Annotated in this window: 14 protein-coding genes; 8 read left to right on the top strand and 6 right to left on the bottom strand. The window is 60.4% G+C overall.

What is annotated here, in order from left to right; all coding sequences use genetic code 11:
* Window positions 1-2: 2 nt before the first annotated feature.
* The 3 genes from AC1MEK_RS20210 (at window position 3) to AC1MEK_RS20200 (ending at window position 3,547) form a co-directional block, all read left to right on the top strand.
* Complete coding sequence (locus AC1MEK_RS20210; RefSeq protein WP_480398037.1) at window positions 3-1,196, top strand: alginate O-acetyltransferase; 1,194 nt, start codon at window positions 3-5, stop codon at window positions 1,194-1,196.
* Window positions 1,197-1,213: 17 nt separating this feature from the next.
* Window positions 1,214-1,894, top strand: a complete 681-nt coding sequence (locus AC1MEK_RS20205; protein ID WP_480398036.1) for an alginate O-acetyltransferase AlgF — start codon at window positions 1,214-1,216, stop codon at window positions 1,892-1,894.
* A gap of 198 nt (window positions 1,895-2,092) precedes the next feature.
* Window positions 2,093-3,547 carry a mannose-1-phosphate guanylyltransferase/mannose-6-phosphate isomerase gene (locus AC1MEK_RS20200; protein WP_480398035.1) on the top strand — a complete coding sequence of 485 codons (1,455 nt, stop codon included), beginning with the start codon at window positions 2,093-2,095 and terminating at the stop codon, window positions 3,545-3,547.
* A 177-nt stretch (window positions 3,548-3,724) separates the two neighbouring features.
* On the opposite strand, the gene AC1MEK_RS20195 is transcribed toward AC1MEK_RS20200, so the two are convergent.
* A complete protein-coding gene (locus tag AC1MEK_RS20195; protein ID WP_480398034.1) occupies window positions 3,725-6,520 on the bottom strand; it encodes an RHS repeat-associated core domain-containing protein in 2,796 nt (931 codons plus the stop codon).
* Between the two features lie 127 nt (window positions 6,521-6,647).
* On the opposite strand from AC1MEK_RS20195, the gene AC1MEK_RS20190 reads away from it, so the two are divergent.
* From AC1MEK_RS20190 to AC1MEK_RS20180, 3 genes are all read left to right on the top strand, one after another.
* Window positions 6,648-7,112 (top strand): multidrug transporter, encoded by a 465-nt coding sequence (locus AC1MEK_RS20190; protein WP_480398033.1) that lies wholly within the window; start codon window positions 6,648-6,650, stop codon window positions 7,110-7,112.
* Window positions 7,113-7,139: 27 nt separating this feature from the next.
* A complete protein-coding gene (locus tag AC1MEK_RS20185; protein ID WP_480398032.1) occupies window positions 7,140-7,964 on the top strand; it encodes an SDR family oxidoreductase in 825 nt (274 codons plus the stop codon).
* Window positions 7,965-8,119: 155 nt separating this feature from the next.
* On the top strand, window positions 8,120-9,478 hold the full coding sequence (locus AC1MEK_RS20180; protein ID WP_480398031.1) for a hypothetical protein: 1,359 nt from the start codon (window positions 8,120-8,122) through the stop codon (window positions 9,476-9,478).
* Window positions 9,479-9,514: 36 nt separating this feature from the next.
* On the opposite strand, the gene AC1MEK_RS20175 is transcribed toward AC1MEK_RS20180, so the two are convergent.
* The 4 genes from AC1MEK_RS20175 to AC1MEK_RS20160 all read right to left on the bottom strand — a co-directional run bounded on the left by AC1MEK_RS20175 (window position 9,515) and on the right by AC1MEK_RS20160 (window position 14,452).
* A complete protein-coding gene (locus AC1MEK_RS20175; RefSeq protein WP_480398030.1) occupies window positions 9,515-10,378 on the bottom strand; it encodes an efflux RND transporter periplasmic adaptor subunit in 864 nt (287 codons plus the stop codon).
* 16 nt (window positions 10,379-10,394) lie between these two features.
* On the bottom strand, window positions 10,395-10,595 hold the full coding sequence (locus AC1MEK_RS20170; protein ID WP_480398029.1) for a DUF1656 domain-containing protein: 201 nt from the start codon (window positions 10,593-10,595) through the stop codon (window positions 10,395-10,397).
* Window positions 10,585-12,780: an FUSC family protein gene (locus AC1MEK_RS20165; protein ID WP_480398028.1), complete on the bottom strand. Its 2,196-nt coding sequence runs from the start codon at window positions 12,778-12,780 to the stop codon at window positions 10,585-10,587. Before AC1MEK_RS20165 ends, AC1MEK_RS20170 begins: the two co-directional genes overlap by 11 nt.
* Before the next feature lie 160 nt (window positions 12,781-12,940).
* Entirely contained in the window at window positions 12,941-14,452 is a 1,512-nt protein-coding gene (locus tag AC1MEK_RS20160; protein ID WP_480398027.1) for an efflux transporter outer membrane subunit, read from the bottom strand.
* Between the two features lie 182 nt (window positions 14,453-14,634).
* On the opposite strand from AC1MEK_RS20160, the gene AC1MEK_RS20155 reads away from it, so the two are divergent.
* Window positions 14,635-15,582 (top strand): LysR family transcriptional regulator, encoded by a 948-nt coding sequence (locus AC1MEK_RS20155; RefSeq protein WP_274135463.1) that lies wholly within the window; start codon window positions 14,635-14,637, stop codon window positions 15,580-15,582.
* A 148-nt stretch (window positions 15,583-15,730) separates the two neighbouring features.
* A complete protein-coding gene (locus AC1MEK_RS20150) occupies window positions 15,731-16,705 on the top strand; it encodes a 2-hydroxyacid dehydrogenase (RefSeq protein ID WP_480398026.1) in 975 nt (324 codons plus the stop codon).
* Between the two features lie 124 nt (window positions 16,706-16,829).
* On the opposite strand, the gene AC1MEK_RS20145 is transcribed toward AC1MEK_RS20150, so the two are convergent.
* The gene (locus tag AC1MEK_RS20145) at window positions 16,830-17,729 is read right to left on the bottom strand and encodes a DMT family transporter (protein ID WP_480398025.1); all 900 of its coding nucleotides are present in this window, start codon (window positions 17,727-17,729) and stop codon (window positions 16,830-16,832) included.
* Window positions 17,730-17,795 lie beyond the last annotated feature (66 nt).

Raw genomic sequence — 17,795 nt, 5'->3', positions numbered from 1 at the left:
ACATGACCCGTTCCTTACGCGTGCTCTACATCTTCCTGTTCCTGGCCATCCTGCTGGCGCTGGGGCTGTGGTCGCTGCGCAGCTTCATCGGTTTCTCGACGTCCAAGGAAACCACCGTGCTCAACGGCCATTGGACCAAGGCGGTGGAAACCCACTACGACGACGAGTTTCCGATCAAGCGCCTGGGCACCAACCTCTGGGCCGCACTGGATTACAAGGTGTTCAACGAAGGCCGTCCGGGCGTGATCCTGGGCAAGGACCAGTGGCTGTACACCGACGAAGAATTCGACGCGGTGGCCAACGGCGAGCAGAACGAAGCGGACAACCTGGCGATCATCCAGGGCGTGCGCGACACCCTCAAAGCCCACGGCACACAGCTGGTGCTGGCCATCGTTCCGGCCAAGACCCGCCTGTATCCGGAACACGTCGGCGACACCAAGCCTTCGGCGCTGCACACCGATCTGTACCAGCAGTTCCACGCCCAGGTGAACCAGGCCGGGATCTTCGCCCCTGACTTGCTGGCGCCGCTGCAAAGCGCCAAGGACAAGGGCCAGGTGTTCCTGCGCACCGACACCCACTGGACGCCGATGGGCGCCGAAGTGGTCGCGCAGCAACTGGGCGAAGCGATCTCTAAAGAGACCCCGCTGAGCGGCGAGCCGCAGACCTTCGTCACCGAAGCCAAGGCCAGCGCGCCGTACAAGGGCGACCTGACCAACTTCCTGCCGCTCGACCCGCTGTTCAGCAACCTGCTGCCCAAGCCGGATGACCTGCAGCAGCGCAGCACCAACCCGGCGCAAGCGGCGGGTGAAAGCGACGACGCGCTGTTCGCCGACAACTCGGTGGCGGTCGGCCTGGTCGGCACCAGCTACAGCGCCAACCCCAACTGGAACTTCGCCGGCGCCCTGAAACAGGCGCTGCACAGCGACGTGGTGAATTACGCCGAAGACGGCCATGGCCCGATCCTGCCGATGCTCAAGTACCTGCAGACCGACGCCTTCAAGAGCAGCCCGCCGCAGGTGCTGATCTGGGAATTCCCGGAGCGCTACCTGCCCGCTCACAACGACCTGACCGAGTTCGATCCGCAGTGGATCGCCGAACTCAAGAAGGCTCGTGATCCGCAACAGAACGTGGCGCAAAACGCCAACAGCTCCAATTCCAACATCAATGCTGAGTCGCCCGACCGGGCGCAAAACTAAAGAGAGGACTCCTCGACATGACTATGCAGACCACCACTCACATGCCTGTTCGTTCGACCAAATCCGGCCTGCTGAAAACCTGCGTGCTGGCCGCGAGCCTCGGCTTCGTTTCCCTCTCGGCCTTCGCCGGTGGCGACGCCGCCCTGTACGGCCCGACCGCGCCAAAAGGCTCGACCTTCGTGCGCGTCTACAACGCCAGCAACGCGGAAATCAGCGCAAGCGTCGGCAACACCAGCCTCAACGAAGTCGGCCCGCTGGCCAGCAGCGATTTCAGCTTCATGCCCCAAGGCGACTACAGCGCCAAGATCGGCAACAACACCCTGCCGGTGAAACTGGCGAGCGACCACTACTACACCATCGTCAACAACACCTCGGGCGCCCCGCAACTGGTGGAAGAGCCACCGTTCAAGAACAAGCAGAAGTCCCTGGTGCGCGTGCAGAACCTGAGCGACAAGCCACTGACCCTGAAGACCGCCGACGGCAAGACCGCCGTGGTCGATTCGGTCAAGGCCAAGGGCACCGGCGAGCGCGAAATCAACCCGGTGAAAGTCAGCTTCGCGCTGTTCGACGGCGACAAGAAAGTCAGCGACCTGAAACCGGTAGCACTGGAGCGCGGTGAGGCCGCAGTGCTGTACGTCACCGGCAGCGGCAGCAACCTGTCGCCCGTGTGGGTCAAGCGCCCGACGTCGACCCAATAAACGCATCACGCATTACCCCTGTGGGAGCGAGCTTGCTCGCGAATGCGCAGGGTCAGGCGCAAGCGATGTTCCGGATGTGCCGACCTCTTCGTGAGCAAGCTCACTCCCACAGGGTGAGTCACCACAAGAAAGACGAACGACAGAAAACAACCGACGTATAGCCCAAAACAAACGCTATCGAAATTTTGGAGAAACAAAATGATTCCAGTGATCTTGTCAGGTGGCAGCGGTTCCCGACTCTGGCCTCTTTCGCGCAAACAGTTTCCGAAACAGTTCCTGGCGCTGACCGGCGAACACACCCTGTTCCAGCAGACCCTCGAGCGTCTGCAATTCGAAGGCATGCAACACCCGGTGGTGGTGTGCAACAAGGAACACCGCTTCATCGTCGGCGAGCAGCTCGACGGTCTGGGCCTTGATACCCAGGGCATCATCATGGAGCCGTTCGGCCGCAATACTGCGCCCGCCGTGGCGATCACCGCCATGATGCTGGCCAACGAAGGCCGTGACGAGCTGATGCTGGTGCTGCCGGCCGACCACGTCATCGACGACCAGAAAGCCCTGCAACGCGCACTGGCCCTGGCCACCGTCGCTGCCGAGCGCGGCGAAATGGTGCTGTTCGGCATCCCGGCCACCAAGCCTGAAACCGGCTACGGCTACATCAAGTCCACCGCCGATGCGCTGCTGCCCGAAGGCGTCAGCCGCGTCGCCCAGTTCGTCGAGAAACCCGACGAGCAACGCGCCCGCGAATTCGTCGACGCCGGTGGCTACTACTGGAACAGCGGCATGTTCCTGTTCCGCGCCAGCCGCTATCTCGAAGAGCTGAAAAAGCACGACCCGGACATCTACGACAACTGCCTGCTGACCCTTGAGCGCAGCAAGCACGACGGCGACAACATCGAACTGGATCAGGCCAGCTTCGCCTGCTGCCCGGACAACTCCATCGACTACGCGGTCATGGAAAAGACCCAGCGCGCCTGCGTGGTGCCGCTCGACGCCGGCTGGAGCGATGTCGGCTGCTGGTCGTCGCTGTGGCAAGTGCACGACAAGGACGACAACGGCAACGTCACCAAAGGCGACGTGGTGGTCCAGGACAGCCGCAACTGCATGATTCAGGGCAACGGCAAACTGGTCACCGTGATCGGCCTGGACGACATCGTCGTGGTCGAAACCAAGGACGCCATGATGATCGCCCACAAGGACAAGGTTCAGGGCGTCAAGCAACTGGTCAACACCCTCAACGAGCAGGGTCGCAGCGAAACCCAGAACCACCTGGAAGTCTACCGCCCGTGGGGCTCGTACGACTCCGTAGACATGGGCGGCCGCTTCCAGGTCAAGCGCATCTCGGTCAAGCCCGGCGCCAGCCTGTCGCTGCAGATGCACCACCACCGCGCCGAGCACTGGATCGTGGTCTCCGGCACCGCGCAGGTCACCTGCGACGAGAACGTGTTCCTGCTCACCGAAAACCAGTCGACCTACATCCCGATCGCCTCGGTCCACCGCCTGCGCAACCCGGGCAAGATCCCGCTGGAAATCATCGAAGTGCAGTCCGGCAGCTACCTGGGCGAAGACGACATCGAGCGCTTCGAAGACGTCTATGGTCGTTCGACGCCGGGTATCGAAGCAGGCGTGAGAACCCAGACCATCGCGCGTTGATGGGTTTGTAACAACGAGTTGTAGAGCCCCTGCCCGCCTTCTGCGAATCCCCATCCGCTGGGGGTGGGTGGGGGGCTCTACATTGCAGCGTCAATGCGGATCATCATGAATGCTCAATCGATCAGAATCCGCTGTCTGAATTTCACGCAACCGTTACACTAACGGCAACTTTATCCATCAGGAATAATATAAACGGGTCGCGAGTGCCGCCAAAGAATCTGCATTGTTAAAAACATTTATCGCCCTGGCCACTGGATTACTTTTCCAGATCGCTTTTCTTCTCGCGACTTCCAGTTCAGTCTCGCCCGCGCCTCCGCGAAATCTCTGCATTTGAGAGATATAGCGGCTCCTGGCGAAAGTCCCCATTTCTTTTTCGTCAGGGCCTTCCGAGAGAAAGATGGCCGAACATTCGATCAGGCTGGAAATCTCTTGTTGCCGACGTTCTGACGAGCTTTCATGCCGGGTCGCCCCCTCGCCGAGATACATTAAATCTGACGTCGAAAACAGCACATGCGAACTCTCATGTATCAGTGTGGAGGCAGTAAATTCAGCGCTAAACTTCTCAACATCTGCTTCTGCCAACAGTATCCTGCTAAAGTCTTCGTTCGGCTTTATTTTCGAGGGTAGAGATACTGCAGCGCTGCTGGCATCCGGGAACTTGACCAGACTCAACCTCCACCCCTCCTCAGCTTTCAAACTTTTCACAAACACCTTGATCTTCGAAAAACGGTCTATAAGAGCAGGTTTCATATCTTGAAGCTGCTCTGCGTTTGAAACCACATCATCACCAAATACCATTGAGAGCGCCGCCGTCACTTCCGGGCCAAAAGTCTCACTTGAAAGCTCATCCACCAGTAGCGTCAACATGTCATCAGCCAAATCAATTCCCGACTCCAGCTTTTTTCGGAATCCAACAGGAAACAACTTAATTCCGCTATGCAAAATCGATCCACCATCGCTTATAAACCCTTCCTCGTATTGGTCGTAGGGAATACTTCCGAGGTGGTCTATGTATCGCAACGGGCAGTTCAATAGGAAGCCAAACATATTCAACCCGCCGTACTCGCCCAGCAAATCTGGATTAATCCACCGCATCAACCACGGCGCGTAATACCTCAACCCATAGTAATAAAGCCCCGTCGCATCCCGCTCCTTGCCTGAATAACGCACCGTCTTGTATCTCGCCTCGACTTCACTGCGCGCCGCGAACCACGCCGTTTCACCATAGGGGTAATACACCTCCTGGCTGATCAACTGTGCATGCTGGTCCAACTCAAGCGCGGTCGAACCCAGATGATCGGTGAAGCTGTAGCGGATCTGATCATTCTCGATCTCACTCGGACGTCCCGCTTGCCAATGCAATACGCGCACTTCGCTGCGACCGGCCTTGGCGACAACGACATGCAGCGTTTGGCCGGTAGCACTGTCAGTACGAAATTCAAGACCCGGCAAATAACGCGCTTCATTGATATGTGTCGCTGCTTTGGCTGCCGCAGTGCGAACTTTGCGCACGCGCATTCCGGCAGCGTCGTATCGGTAGATTTCTCGGTCGTTGTCCGCCAAGTCCCGAACCACTGGTGTGACTTCACTCAGCTGATTGCGCTGATCCCAGCTCAACCCTTGTCCTGGCGCCAACTCGCGCAAGTTACCGTTCGCATCGAATCCGGCCGCGATCTGTTGTTCAGTGGGGGGATGTGCGCCGGTTTGAATCAACGTGCGATTGCTGTGGCGGGACGTTGCAAATAGATGGGTGTGGTTTTGCGCACCGCCATGAACGAGTTTTTGCAGGTTGCCTGCGGCATCGTATTCATAACGCTCGGTGTAATTACTCAGTTCATTGGCCGTGGCAAACGATGAAACACCGGAAGGCCCCTGGTTGTTAGCCGCTGCTTCAAACCCGGTGGCTTCGATCAGTTGATACAAGGTGTCATAGCCGAACGTGCGCAATGGCTCGATCTGTTGATTGGAAAAGAACCGACTCGGTTGCGCGGTATCTTCGATACTCACAACATTGCCCACCGGATCGTAGGCGTAATGCAGGTTCTGTAGTCGGCCATGGTCAGCGCGAAGCTGGATTAACCGACCATCGATGGGATCGTAATCCAGCGCGGTGATGACGCCATTACCCAAGGTTTCCGATTCAATTCGCTGTTGCGCGTCGTAGCGGATATCGCTGACCAGTGTTTGCGCCGACCTCCCATTCAAACGCAATACCGTTCGTTCAAGTTGCCCATATAGGGTTTGAGTGAAGAACTGAACATTGCCTACAGCGTCCGTCTGTTCAAGCACATCGCCCAGCGGCCCGAACCGCCAGCGGCTCACGGCACCTTCACCCGGCTCCAGCAAGGCATCGCGCTCATTCAGGGCAACAGGCCAGTCAGGAATTTCCAGGTCGCCCAGCAGTCGGCGTGATTGGCAAACCACTTCTCCACTCAGACCAAAGTGCACATTGAGTAACGAACCTGCCGGGTCGTCGTGCCGAATCAATCGCCCACACTGGTTGCCCGACACAGTTGTCGAATCGCCGTAGCTCAGACGCTCGGCACAGATCTCGTTCACGCCGTTGCTTTCGAACACCGCCAGCAGACGTCGCGAATCATCGTATTGAAAACGTTGCCCCTGACCTTTGGCGTCCCAGCGGCAATCACATTCGCCAGATTCGGCAAGCAGCTGCGCACGCCAGCCTGCATCGGAGCTGTCGCTGAACAATTCCTGCCCGCTCAAGGAATGAATCGAGCGCGCATTGCTCGGTGCGCCAGCCTGATTCGCGCCAGCCCATAACCTGGGATCCCATCGAGCGACTCGCCGGGTGGCGACATCGTAGGTCGAACGGTCCACTCGCTCGGCAAGGGCCTGGTCAGCCTGAACCCGATAAAACGCCACGGACCGCACCGGCAAACCGCGTGGGTCCGTCACAGAAAGAACGGGAGTGTGGCTATGCAAGGTCATCACCGGCGCAATCCATTGCTGCATGTCCTTGAAGGTTAGTCGCCAGTCAGCGTCGTACCTGACCGTCAGTCCGGGACACGACCGAATCGCCAATTGGTCTATCTCTCCCCTTTCGGTACGATGCCACTATCTGCCTTCGCGAGACCTGACCATGATCATCGGCGCCGTACTGATCCTCACCTGGCTGGTGCTTCTGCTGCGCTACCCCTCCAAGGCCCTGCCGGTTTCCCTGGCGGCGGCGGTGGGTTTGGCGGTGGTCGCGGGGATCGTGGTCTGGCAAGACAAGCGCGATGCCCAGCGGCTGGAGCGTCTGCAGTTGCGCCTGAACTACGCGCCGCAGCAATGCCCGGTGGGCCGTCCGCTGCTGGTGCTGATCGACAACGGCAACGATGTGCCGCTACAGGAACTGCGCTGGAAGGTGGCCGCCTATGCGCCGGGCGACACCGTGAATCTGGCCGACGACACCTACACCGCCCCGCGCTACCGGGGCCCGGGCGAGTTGCTGCCCGGCAGCCAGTGGCAGGACTGTTTGCCGCTGCCGCCGCTGCGTAACGGCTATCGCGCGCCAACGCTCGAATTTCGCGCCGAGCGTCTGCAAGGCACATTCTCTGGCTGATCCTTTCTCTTTCAAGGAATGAAACCTATGTCCGTCGTGTTGATTACCGGTTGCTCCAGCGGCATTGGCCGCGCCATGGCCGATGCCTTCAGGACCGCCGGGCATGAGGTCTGGGCCACTGCCCGCAAGGCGGCCGATGTGCAGGCGCTGGCAGCGGCGGGATTCATTGCCGTGGAGGTGGACGTCAATGACAGCGCGGCCCTCGATCGACTGGCTGCCCAACTCGAAGCACAGGGCAAAGGCCTGGATGTACTGATCAACAACGCAGGCTTCGGCGGCATCGGCCCGTTGCTGGACGGCGGTGTCGAGGCGATGCGTCGGCAGTTCGAAACCAACGTGTTTTCCATCGTCGGCGTCACCCGTGCGCTGTTCCCCCTGCTGCGGCGCAACAAGGGCCTGGTGGTCAATATCGGCAGTGTTTCCGGGGTGCTGACGACGCCGTTTGGCGGGGCTTATTGCGCGTCCAAGGCGGCTGTGAGTTCGTTGAGCGACGCACTGCGCATGGAACTGGCGCCCTTCGGCATGCGGGTGATGGAAGTCCAGCCCGGCGCCATCGACACGCAGTTCGCGAAAAACGCCAGCGCTGAAGCCGAGCAGGTCATCCATGAAGGTTCAGCGTGGTGGCCGTTGAGGGAGGGTATTCGCGCACGGGCCAACGCCTCGCAAACCAACCCGACCCCGGCCAGCGACTTTGCCCGTGACGTGCTCAATGCCGTGCAACGACCAAACCCACCGCGCCTGCTGCGCTCGGGCAACGGCAGCACCGCGCTGCCGCTGATGGCGCGGCTGCTGCCCAAGGCGCTGCTGGAAGGGATTTTGAGAAAACGGTTCAAACTGAACCGTACACTCTGATCCGAAAAGCCTGCATATATCAACAATCCAGCCCTCTAGCATCCGCTGCTTGATCGTACGACATCGAAGGAAAAAGACTACAGAGTTAAATTTAAAAGTGACAGATACTTCCTGCAGCTCTCAGCGCGAGGGCGTTAACAGTCAAGGAAGACATCATGAATCAACTACTGCAACATCTCCCGCCACTCGAATACTTCGACGCAGATGACCTCAGGCTCGTACCGCAGGGCGCTGACAATCCTTCTGGCGATGTTATATATGACCTGACCGAATCAGGCATTCAACGCGTCACAAAAGATATTATTTCGTTGCTTGAGAAAATCCAGCGCATCAACCTGTTCAGCGCGCCACACTACATTGACCACTGGATAAACACCAGGATTCGGCTCAGCACTGGCTCCCAGGAATTCAAAAGCAGTGTTAGCGCAAACTCGTGGATTCGAACGGAAGCGAAGCACCCCGACGGGGTGCAAATTAGAGACTTTCGACTCCGAGAAATCGTTACCGACACCTACCGCCGAAAACTTTCATCTGAAAAAAAACACTCAGTAAAATGGCCATCCGATTTCCCTGCCGAGCTCATCTCAGAGTTCCAGAGCGCCAATCTGGAGCAGGCATATTCGAGTGAAGTAGAACTCAAACTGAATGGCCCGGAGGTCAGGTTCGCGCGAAAGATCATTCTCAAACACGAGCTGACCGAACGGATAAAACTCTTCATCCTTCGAACGACTCAGCACGACCCTTACAGAAAAATAGGGCAGTCTTATCTGGAAGGGCGCGGGACGCATAAAACCGTTTTATTCAAAACCAGCCATGGACGGACAAAAGTCGCCAACGCCGTCTACATCTGCGACGACAATGAGAAACAACAAGGTGGCATTCTGATTTTCCTGGATGAGCCGAAATCTTTCTCCAGCATCGCGCTCCCACCTGAAGGGGCAGAACGCCGACGCCTGATTGAAGGAAGTGACTATTTAAGGAGAAACATTTTTAGCCGGATTCCTGTGTACCGCGCCAAAATCCCTGCAAACACCGCACTGACGTATTATCGACATCCCGTAGGTGGCGTGGCGTCCCCCCTTCAGTTTGAGGAAACCGACGATATCTTTGGGAGCCTGCACGACATTCATTTAAACCTTATCAAAGGTGATATGGACTTGCTTGTCAGTACCGACTCTGAACGTTTTGACGACTACCTGATGAGCGTGTTTACGAAGTTTGCGCTACTGATTGCAGGCCTTAGTACTCTTCTGCTGCCATTGTTCCCTGTGGGCTTTGCCATTTCTGCGTTTGTTGCCAGCGCCGGTGCGGGATTGATCACAGCCCTGCGATCAATAGAGACAGACGACCCGGAAGACGCTGAGCGACTCATGAACATGGCGGTGGAAAAGCTGAACGAAGCCATCCTGACGCCTATCGTCAATGCGGCGACAGACCAGATCTCTGCCGCCTCCGCCGAAGACATCTACGATCGCGTGAATCATGGCTCGATCAACCCGATAGTTCGCTCGTAGCCTTCGCTGAAGCTTGAAGCGAATGTCAACGCTGCCTCATTCCGAGGCTGCGGGGTTGACGATCACCGTACAGGTAATCCCCGCCGCCAGTACCACGCTGTCCGGTACGTTATCCAGATGGATGCGTACCGGCACGCGCTGGGCCAGGCGCACCCAGTTGAAGGTCGGGTTCACGTCGGCGATCAGCTCGCGGCTTTCCGGGTTGTCGCGGTCGTAGATCGCGCGGGCGATACTTTCGACGTGGCCTTTCATCACTTCGCCGCTCATCAGTTGCATGTCGGCCGGATCACCCACCTTGACGTGGGGCAGCTTGGTTTCTTCGAAGAAGCCGTAAACCCAGAACGAATTCTTGTCGACCACGGCCATCTTCGCTTCGCCGATGCGCGCGTAGTCGCCGCGATGCACATTGAGGTTGGTGACGTAGCCGTCGACCGCAGCCAGCACCTTGGTGCGTTGCAAGTTCAATTGCGCGGCTTCCAGTTGCGCCACGGCCAACTGGTAATCGGCCTGGGCGGAGTTGGCGACGTTGGAGGCGTCCTCGCGGTTTTCGGCGGAGATCACCAGCGCGTCCATGTCCTTGCGCCGTGCCGCGTTGACCTTGCGCATCTCCCAGGTGGCCTTGCGTGAGGCGACCATCGCTTCGGCCTGCTTGACCGCCAGTTGGTAATGCTCGGGGTCGATCTGCATCAGCAAATCGCCCTTCTTCACCGGCTGGTTGTCCTTGACCGGCACGTCGACCACCACGCCGCTGACATCGGCGGCGACGTTGATCACGTCGGCGCGCACCCGGCCGTCGCGGGTCCAGGGCGTGTCCATGTAGTGAATCCACAGCAGCCGGCCGATCCAGATGGCCAGGGCCAGAATCAACAGCGTGGCGATCAGGCTAAAAAGCTTTTTCATCTTTGAACCATGCACCTCAACGGTAAACAGTGAGCGCCATCGCGCCGAAAATGCAGCTGAACAGGCTCAGGCGCAGCAGCGCCGGATGCCAGAAAAAACGGTACAGGTCGAGCCCGGACATGAAGCGGTCCAGGGCCCAGGCGAGCACCATGGCCACCAGAAACATCACGGTGACGGTGGGCATGTAAACGCCGTGGAAGGCGATTTCACGAGGCATGGGAAAGTCCTTGCGGCGCCTGCGCGGCTTGCGCCGGCGCGTGGGCAGCCAGTGGCGATTGCGGGTCCAGCAGGCAGGTGCGGATGAAGTGCAGGTAGCTCTTGACCCGGCGCAAAGCCGAGGTGTCGAAGTGCGGCGCGAAAGGTTCGTCGGTGTTCTGCACGCAGATGATCGCGTGGTCCACGGCGTACAGGCTGCGCGCCAGATTGTGGCGATCAGGTGCGATGAACAGGCGCACCAGCGAGCGGCCCATGGCGCGGATCGCCTGGCGCCAGGGCTGGGATTCGGCGTAGCTCGGGTGAACAGGCAAACCTTCCTGCTCGCGACGCAGCTCGATGATCGCGTGGCCGATTTCCTGCACCACGAACATCCAGCGCAGCAGGTTGCGTTGCACCTCGGGCTTGCCGGCGGCCAGGCCGTAGGCCTGATGCATCAGGTCGCGGGTGCGGCTTTCGAAGTTCGAGCGAATGCCCTTGAGCGGCGCGCTGATGGCAAAACTCACCTGCTGGCGCAGATCGCCTTCGAGCCGTCGCCAGAACCAGCGACTGTTGGGCGGCATGATGATCGCCCCCGCTGCCGCGCACAGCAGCATGCCGATGACCATGGCGATGTAGTCGTTGATGAAGGTGTAGGGGTTGTAGACCGTCAGGTTGTCCGGGGCCGAGCCGATGCTGAAGAAGATCAGCAGCCCGAGCCCCACGCCAACCCACTGCGGGCGCATGGTCAGGAACGCGCCGAAGGCGAACACCGGCGCCAGCACCATGCACAGCAGCGGGAAGCCGTCGATATGCGGGAACACGAAGAAGGTTTCGAAGAAGCCCAGCACCGCGCCCAGCGCCGTGCCGCAGCCCATCTGAAAAGCCATGCGCCGCGGGTTGGGCGTGGTGGCGGACAGGGCGATGGTCGCCGCCGACACCAGCGTCATGGTCGCGCCGCTGGGCCAGGCGGTGGCCACCCAGTACGCCGACATCACCCCCAGAATCACCGTGGCGCGCAGGCCCGAAGCCAGCGACAGCATCCAGTTGGTGGTGTTGACGAACGGCTCGACCCACTTTTCCCGCTCATGCCGGTGATCGGCGAGCGAGGCGTGGGTCTGGGCGTAATCGTGCAGGTCGTCGACGAAGCGATAAAGCAGCTCGAAGGCGGTGTGAAAATCCAGCAATTCGTCGTCCCCGGGCTCGGTCTTGACGAATTCGGCACGCAGGGCGCGAACCTGGCTCGGCAGTTCGGCCTTGTAGACGCTCAAGCGCTCGGCGAGTGAGGCGGCGTCGGCGTTGGTCAGCGCCCGCCCGGCGAAGTGTTCGAGCAACTCGGCAAGCGACGCCAGCCCCGGCTCGATGGCCTGCACGGCGGGCGTCAAACCACGACGACGCAGGCGCTCAAGCAACTGGTGCAGGGCGTTGAAGCGAGTGGTGATGGCCATGAACTCGCTGTTCAGGCGGTTCAGACGGCCATTGCGCCGGCGCATGTGCGGGTCTTCGAAAACGGTGACCGCGCGCAGGCCTTCCAGGCCCACGGCGTCGGCGATGAAACGCACGTTGCTGGCCTCGGCTGCGGCCGGGTCGGTCTCGCCGCGCAGGCCATTGACCACGAAGCGGGCGAACACGCCGAAGCGCTGATACAAAGCATTGCGCATCGCCGCACCCGAGCTCTGCGGCAAGATCGCGGCAGTGACCAGCGTCGAGCAGACAATCCCCAAGGAGATTTCCAACACCCGCCACATGGCCGCCATAAAGGCCGTTTCCGGGTGAGCCAGTGCAGGCAGGCCGGTCATCGCCGCGGTGTAACCGGCGAGCACGAAACCGTAAGCGCGAAAGTTGCGATAACGCGCCGCGCCCGCGCAGCAGAAGCCGACCCAGATCGCCATGCAACCGAGAAACAGCTCGCTGTTCTGGGCGAACAGGGCCATCAGCGTGACCATCACCACGGAACCTGCCAGGGTGCCGAGCAGGCGATAGAAGCTCTTGGCGAATACATGGCCGCTTTGCGGCTGCATGACGATGAACACCGTGATCATCGCCGTGCGCGGCTGCGGCAGTTCCAGGCGCATCGCCACCCAATAGGTCAGGAATGCGGCCATCAGCACCTTGGCGATGTAGACCCAGGTCACCCCGTCGCTGCGCGCCCAGCCGTTGAACTCGCGGCGCCATTCGATGGATTTGAGCCAATGCAGAACGTGGTTCATTTCGATCCAGAACCTACATTGCTCACCCTGCCGTCTTCGTGAGCAAGCTCACTCCCACAAAGGTTCCTCATGGCCCACGGCATCTGCGGCTCTCCACATACTTTGTGGGAGTGAGCTTGCTCACGAAAAGGCTCCGTACGGCAGCACATGTTCATCAGCCTCACCGCCCAAACATGTTCAACGCCGCCGGGGTCTTCGGCGCTGCGGTCTTGTCTGGCGCTGGCGAATCATTGCCCGCCATCAACCCGCCACCCAGCGCCACCACCAGCTCGGCATGCACGGTCAGGCGCGCGGCCTGGACCTGTTGCTGCACCTGTTCCTGATGGAACAGCAGCGTCTGCGCATTCAGCACATTGAGGTAATCGGTCAGGCCGCGCTGATAGGCGACCATGGCGATGTCATAGGTTTTCTGCGCCGCAGCCACCGATTCATCGGCGAACACCTGCTGCTTGTTCATCGACTCGCGACGAATCAGCTGATCGGAAATGCTCTTGAGCGCCGTCACCAGCGTCTCGTTGTACTGGGCCACTGCCGCGTCATAACCCGCCGAGGCCACACCCAGTTCGGAACGCAAACGCCCGCCATCGAAGATCGGCAGGCTGATGGCCGGCCCCACGCTGTAGTTGAATTTCTTGCCGGTCAGAAACTCCAGCATGCCGCCACCGGTGGCCATGTAGCCCAGGCTGCCCATCAGATCGACGTTGGGGTAGAAACCGGCGTGGGCGACATCGATGCCCCGCGCCTGAGCAGCCACGCGCCAACGGCTGGCGACCACGTCAGGACGTTGGCCGAGCAATTGCGCCGGCAGCGCCGAAGGCAGTTTCAGTGCGGTTTTCAGCGACAGGCTCGGACGCTGGATCGACGCGCCCTCGCCCGGCCCCTTGCCCGCCAGCGCGGCGATCTGGTTGCGGCTCAAGGCAATGGCCTCGTCCAGCGCGTCGATCTGGCGATGGGTTTCCGGTAGCGGGGTTTCGGCCTGGCTGACTTCGAAATGGGTGCCGATGCCGCCCTTCAGGCGACGTTGCGCCAACTCCAGAATCTGCTGCTGTTGCGCCAGGGTCGCCTGCACGATGTCTCGCTGGGCATAGTTGAGCGACAGCTGGATGTAGGCGCGGACGATGTTGTCCTGCAATTCCAGCTGCGCCTGACGCTCCTGGGCCGCGCTCATGTGCGCCAGGTCCAGCGCCTGCTCGGTGTTGTTGCTTTCGCGGCCCCACAGGTCCAGCGAGTAGCTCAGGCCAATGGACGCGTTATTGTCCCAGGTGCTGGTGTTGGACAGTTCGCCCGGGCCGTAGAACTGGTCAGTGGGCCAGTTGTGCCGCTTGAGCGTGCTGTCGCCATTGATGTGCAGGGATTCGGCGGACTCGGCAATGCCGGCCATGGCCTTGGCCTGGCGCACGCGAGCGGCGGCCATGGCCAGGCTGGGGCTGCCCAGCGCCGCGAGGTCGATCCAGTGGTTCAGCTGATCGTCGCCATAGGCGCGCCACCATTGGCCATCCGGCCAGTGGGCATCCTTGGCGGCCTCTTTGATCGCGTCGTCGGTGGCCAGTGAGTCTGGCGCCAACGAGCGGTCCTGAGGGGCGATTCCACCTGTTCCAATGCAGCCGCTGATGAGTAACGTTAAAGCCCAGACACTGAGGGGCTTGAGCCCTCTGACGATGCGACGCGGCACTGCTGCAATTACCCGAATGGAAGAGGAAATGGATCGAGCCGCGATTCTAGGATGCGTCTGAATCGGCGATAAGCCGGGACTTCTGTGAATCTTTGTTACCGAACGGAAGATAATCCTTTGGTATGGCTGACATGGATCAGTAACTTCATGTCACAATTTGCTATCTCACCAGAGAACGGCCCATGGACACTCTGCAAAACATGCGCGCTTTCAGTTGCGTGGCACAGGCGGGCAGCTTCACGGCTGCTGCGGCTCAACTGGACACCACCACCGCCAACGTTTCGCGTGCTGTTTCCAATCTCGAAGCGCACCTGCAAACCCGCCTCCTCAACCGTACGACCCGACGCATCGCCCTGACCGAAGCCGGCAAGCGTTATCTGCTGCGCTGCGAGCAGATCCTGGGCTATGTGGAAGAGGCCGAAGCCGAAGCCAGCGACGCCCACGCGCGTCCGGCCGGGCAGTTGAAGGTGCACTCGATGACCGGCGTCGGCCAGCATTACGTGATCGACGCCATCGCCCGCTATCGCCGCAACCACCCGGATGTGTCGTTCGACCTGACCATGACCAACCGCGTGCCGGACCTGCTCGAAGAGGGCTACGACGTGTCCATCGTGCTGGCCAGCGAGTTGCCGGATTCGGGCTTCGTGTCCCAGCGCCTGGGCATCACCTACAGCATCGTTTGCGCGTCGCCCGCCTACATCAAGGCGTTCGGCATGGCGCACAAACCGGCGGATCTGCTCAACCACGCTTGCCTGCGCCTGGTGAGCCCGGTGTTCCCGCTGGAAAAATGGGCGTTCGACGGCCCCGAAGGCCAGGAAACCGTGACCATCGCCAGCTCGCCGTTTCTGGTGAACTCGGCCGACGCCATGAAGGCCGCGATCAGCAGCGGCATGGGCATCGGCATTCTGCCGATCTACTCGGCCATCGAAGGCCTGCGCAACGGCTCGCTGGTGCGCGTCCTGCCGCACTACCGCTCACATGAGCTGAACCTGTACGCCATCTACCCCTCGCGCCAGTACCTGGATGCGAAGATCAAGACCTGGGTCGAATACCTGCGCGGCTCGCTGCCGGAGATCATGGCGGCCCACGAGGCGGATCTGCAGACGCACGTGTTGCCGGAGATGGTTTAATCCATTGCCATTGCAAACGCACACCCTGTAGGAGCGAATTCATTCGCGAAACGATTTTTCAGATAACGATGATGTTGTGTGTGCCGACGTCATCGCGAATGAATTCGCTCCTACAGGCTCTATCAAGCCGCCCGAGAGAAGCTATCCGATGAAAAAGACCGTCCTTGCCTTCAGCCGCGTGTCCCCGGAAATGGCCGAGCGCCTGCAGCAAGACTTCAACGTGATCATCCCCGACCCGAAAAAGGGTGATCTGAACGAGCAGTTCAACGAAGCCCTGCCGCACAGCCACGGCATGATTGGCGCGGGCCGTAAACTGGGTCGCGAGCAGCTGGAAAGCGCAAAACAACTGGAAGTGGTCTCCAGCATCTCGGTCGGCTACGACAACTACGACGTCAGCTACCTCACCGAACGCGGCGTCATGCTCACCAACACCCCGGACGTGCTCACCGAAAGCACCGCCGACCTGGGCTTTTCCCTGATCATGAGCAGCGCCCGCCGGGTCGCCGAGCTGGATGCCTACACCAAGGCCGGCAACTGGAAGCGCAGCATCGAAGCGCCGCAGTTCGGCACCGATGTCTACGGCAAGACGCTGGGTATCGTCGGCATGGGCAACATCGGCGCGGCCGTGGCCCGGCGCGGGCGGCTGGGCTTCAACATGCCGATCATCTACAGCGGCAACAGCCGCAAGACCGCGGTCGAGCAGGAACTGGGCGCGCAATTCCGCACCCTGGATGAACTGCTGGCCGAAGCGGATTTCGTCTGCCTGGTAGTGCCGCTGAGCGAAAAGACCAAACACCTGATCAGCACCCGTGAACTGGCGCTGATGAAGAAGAGCGCGATCCTGGTGAACATTGCGCGTGGTCCGATCGTCGACGAAGCGGCGCTGATCGAGGCCCTGCAGAACGGCACCATTCGCGGCGCCGGCCTGGACGTGTACGAGAAAGAGCCGCTGGCCGAATCGCCGCTGTTCCAGCTCAACAACGCCGTGACCCTGCCGCACATCGGCTCGGCCACCCATGAAACCCGCCAGGCCATGGCCGACCGCGCTTACACCAACCTGCGCGCTGCGCTGCTGGGTGAGAAGCCGCAGGACCTGGTGAATCAGCAAGTGTGGAAGGGTTAAGGCACCGAGCCTGAACCTGTGGGAGCCGGCTTGCTGGCGATTGCGGTCGGTCATTCAATGATGCAGTGTCTGATCTAACGCATTCGCCAGCAAGCCGGCTCCCACATGGCCCTCATTTCACTTCTCAGGCCAGCTTCCCACCCACCGGCACCACCGCCTTGGGCTTTCTGAACACCAACACGTTGCCCACCATCACCAACACCAGCCCCACCAACGCCGGGCCGGTCCACTGGTAGCCTTCGGCGTAGGCCGAGACGTTCAGCGCCACCACCGGGAACAGCACCGTGCAATACGCCGCGCGCTCCGGGCCCATGCGGCCGACCAGGGTCAGGTAGGCAGTGAAGCCGATCACCGATCCCGGAATCACCAGATACAACAACGAACCGATGTAGCGCGCATTCCACTCGAAGGCGAACGGCGTGCCGCTGATCAGGCAATACGCGCAGAGCATCGCCGCACCGTAGAGCATGCCGTAGGCGTTGGTGGTCAGCGGGCGCAGGCCGGCTTTCTGCTGCAGGCTGGAAAGCATGTTGCCCGCCGAGAAACACAGAGTGCCGAGCAAGGCCAGGCCCAGGCCGATGAAGGTTTCCTGGCTGGCGCTGTGGCCGGACAACTCGGGCCAGAACAGGCAACCCAGCCCCAGCAGCCCCAAAGCGCCACCAGTCAGCACATTGCGCGCGACCTTCTGCTTGAAGAAGATCCGCGCATTGAGCGCGTTCCACAGCGTAGCCGTGGAAAACACCACCGCCACCAGCCCGCTCGGAATCCAGCGGCTGGCGGTGTAGAAGCACATGAAGTTGACGCAGAACAGGCACAATCCCTGGGCCAGGCAGATGAACTGGCCGCGCCGGTTGACCTTCTGCAGCTTGCCGCCGATCAGCAGCATGGCGAACAGGATCAGGGCCGCCAGGCCGAAGCGATAGACGATCGACACCGGGATCGCCACTTCGCCCAGTTGCAGTTTCAGGGCGATCCAGGTCGTGCCCCAGATCAGGACGGTCAGCAGATACAACGAGATGTTCATGGCGCAGCTCCTCAGTGAGGCTTCAGTCTGAGGGTCGCCCTGCATGCAGATTTGCAAAATCTTGCG

The organism is Pseudomonas sp. 2 (assembly GCF_056627435.1).
This window is presented reverse-complemented; position numbering and strand designations above follow the sequence as displayed.

Bases quoted from the DNA above. Each gene is read 5' to 3' on its own strand.
- AC1MEK_RS20210 (WP_480398037.1), top strand. From the start codon at position 3: ATGACCCGTTCCTTACGCGTGCTCTACATCTTCCTGTTCCTGGCCATC.
- AC1MEK_RS20205 (WP_480398036.1), top strand. From the start codon at position 1,214: ATGACTATGCAGACCACCACTCACATGCCTGTTCGTTCGACCAAATCC.
- AC1MEK_RS20200 (WP_480398035.1), top strand. From the start codon at position 2,093: ATGATTCCAGTGATCTTGTCAGGTGGCAGCGGTTCCCGACTCTGGCCT.
- AC1MEK_RS20195 (WP_480398034.1), bottom strand. From the start codon at position 6,520: ATGCAGCAATGGATTGCGCCGGTGATGACCTTGCATAGCCACACTCCC.
- AC1MEK_RS20190 (WP_480398033.1), top strand. From the start codon at position 6,648: ATGATCATCGGCGCCGTACTGATCCTCACCTGGCTGGTGCTTCTGCTG.
- AC1MEK_RS20185 (WP_480398032.1), top strand. From the start codon at position 7,140: ATGTCCGTCGTGTTGATTACCGGTTGCTCCAGCGGCATTGGCCGCGCC.
- AC1MEK_RS20180 (WP_480398031.1), top strand. From the start codon at position 8,120: ATGAATCAACTACTGCAACATCTCCCGCCACTCGAATACTTCGACGCA.
- AC1MEK_RS20175 (WP_480398030.1), bottom strand. From the start codon at position 10,378: ATGAAAAAGCTTTTTAGCCTGATCGCCACGCTGTTGATTCTGGCCCTG.
- AC1MEK_RS20170 (WP_480398029.1), bottom strand. From the start codon at position 10,595: ATGCCTCGTGAAATCGCCTTCCACGGCGTTTACATGCCCACCGTCACC.
- AC1MEK_RS20165 (WP_480398028.1), bottom strand. From the start codon at position 12,780: ATGAACCACGTTCTGCATTGGCTCAAATCCATCGAATGGCGCCGCGAG.
- AC1MEK_RS20155 (WP_274135463.1), top strand. From the start codon at position 14,635: ATGGACACTCTGCAAAACATGCGCGCTTTCAGTTGCGTGGCACAGGCG.
- AC1MEK_RS20150 (WP_480398026.1), top strand. From the start codon at position 15,731: ATGAAAAAGACCGTCCTTGCCTTCAGCCGCGTGTCCCCGGAAATGGCC.
- AC1MEK_RS20145 (WP_480398025.1), bottom strand. From the start codon at position 17,729: ATGAACATCTCGTTGTATCTGCTGACCGTCCTGATCTGGGGCACGACC.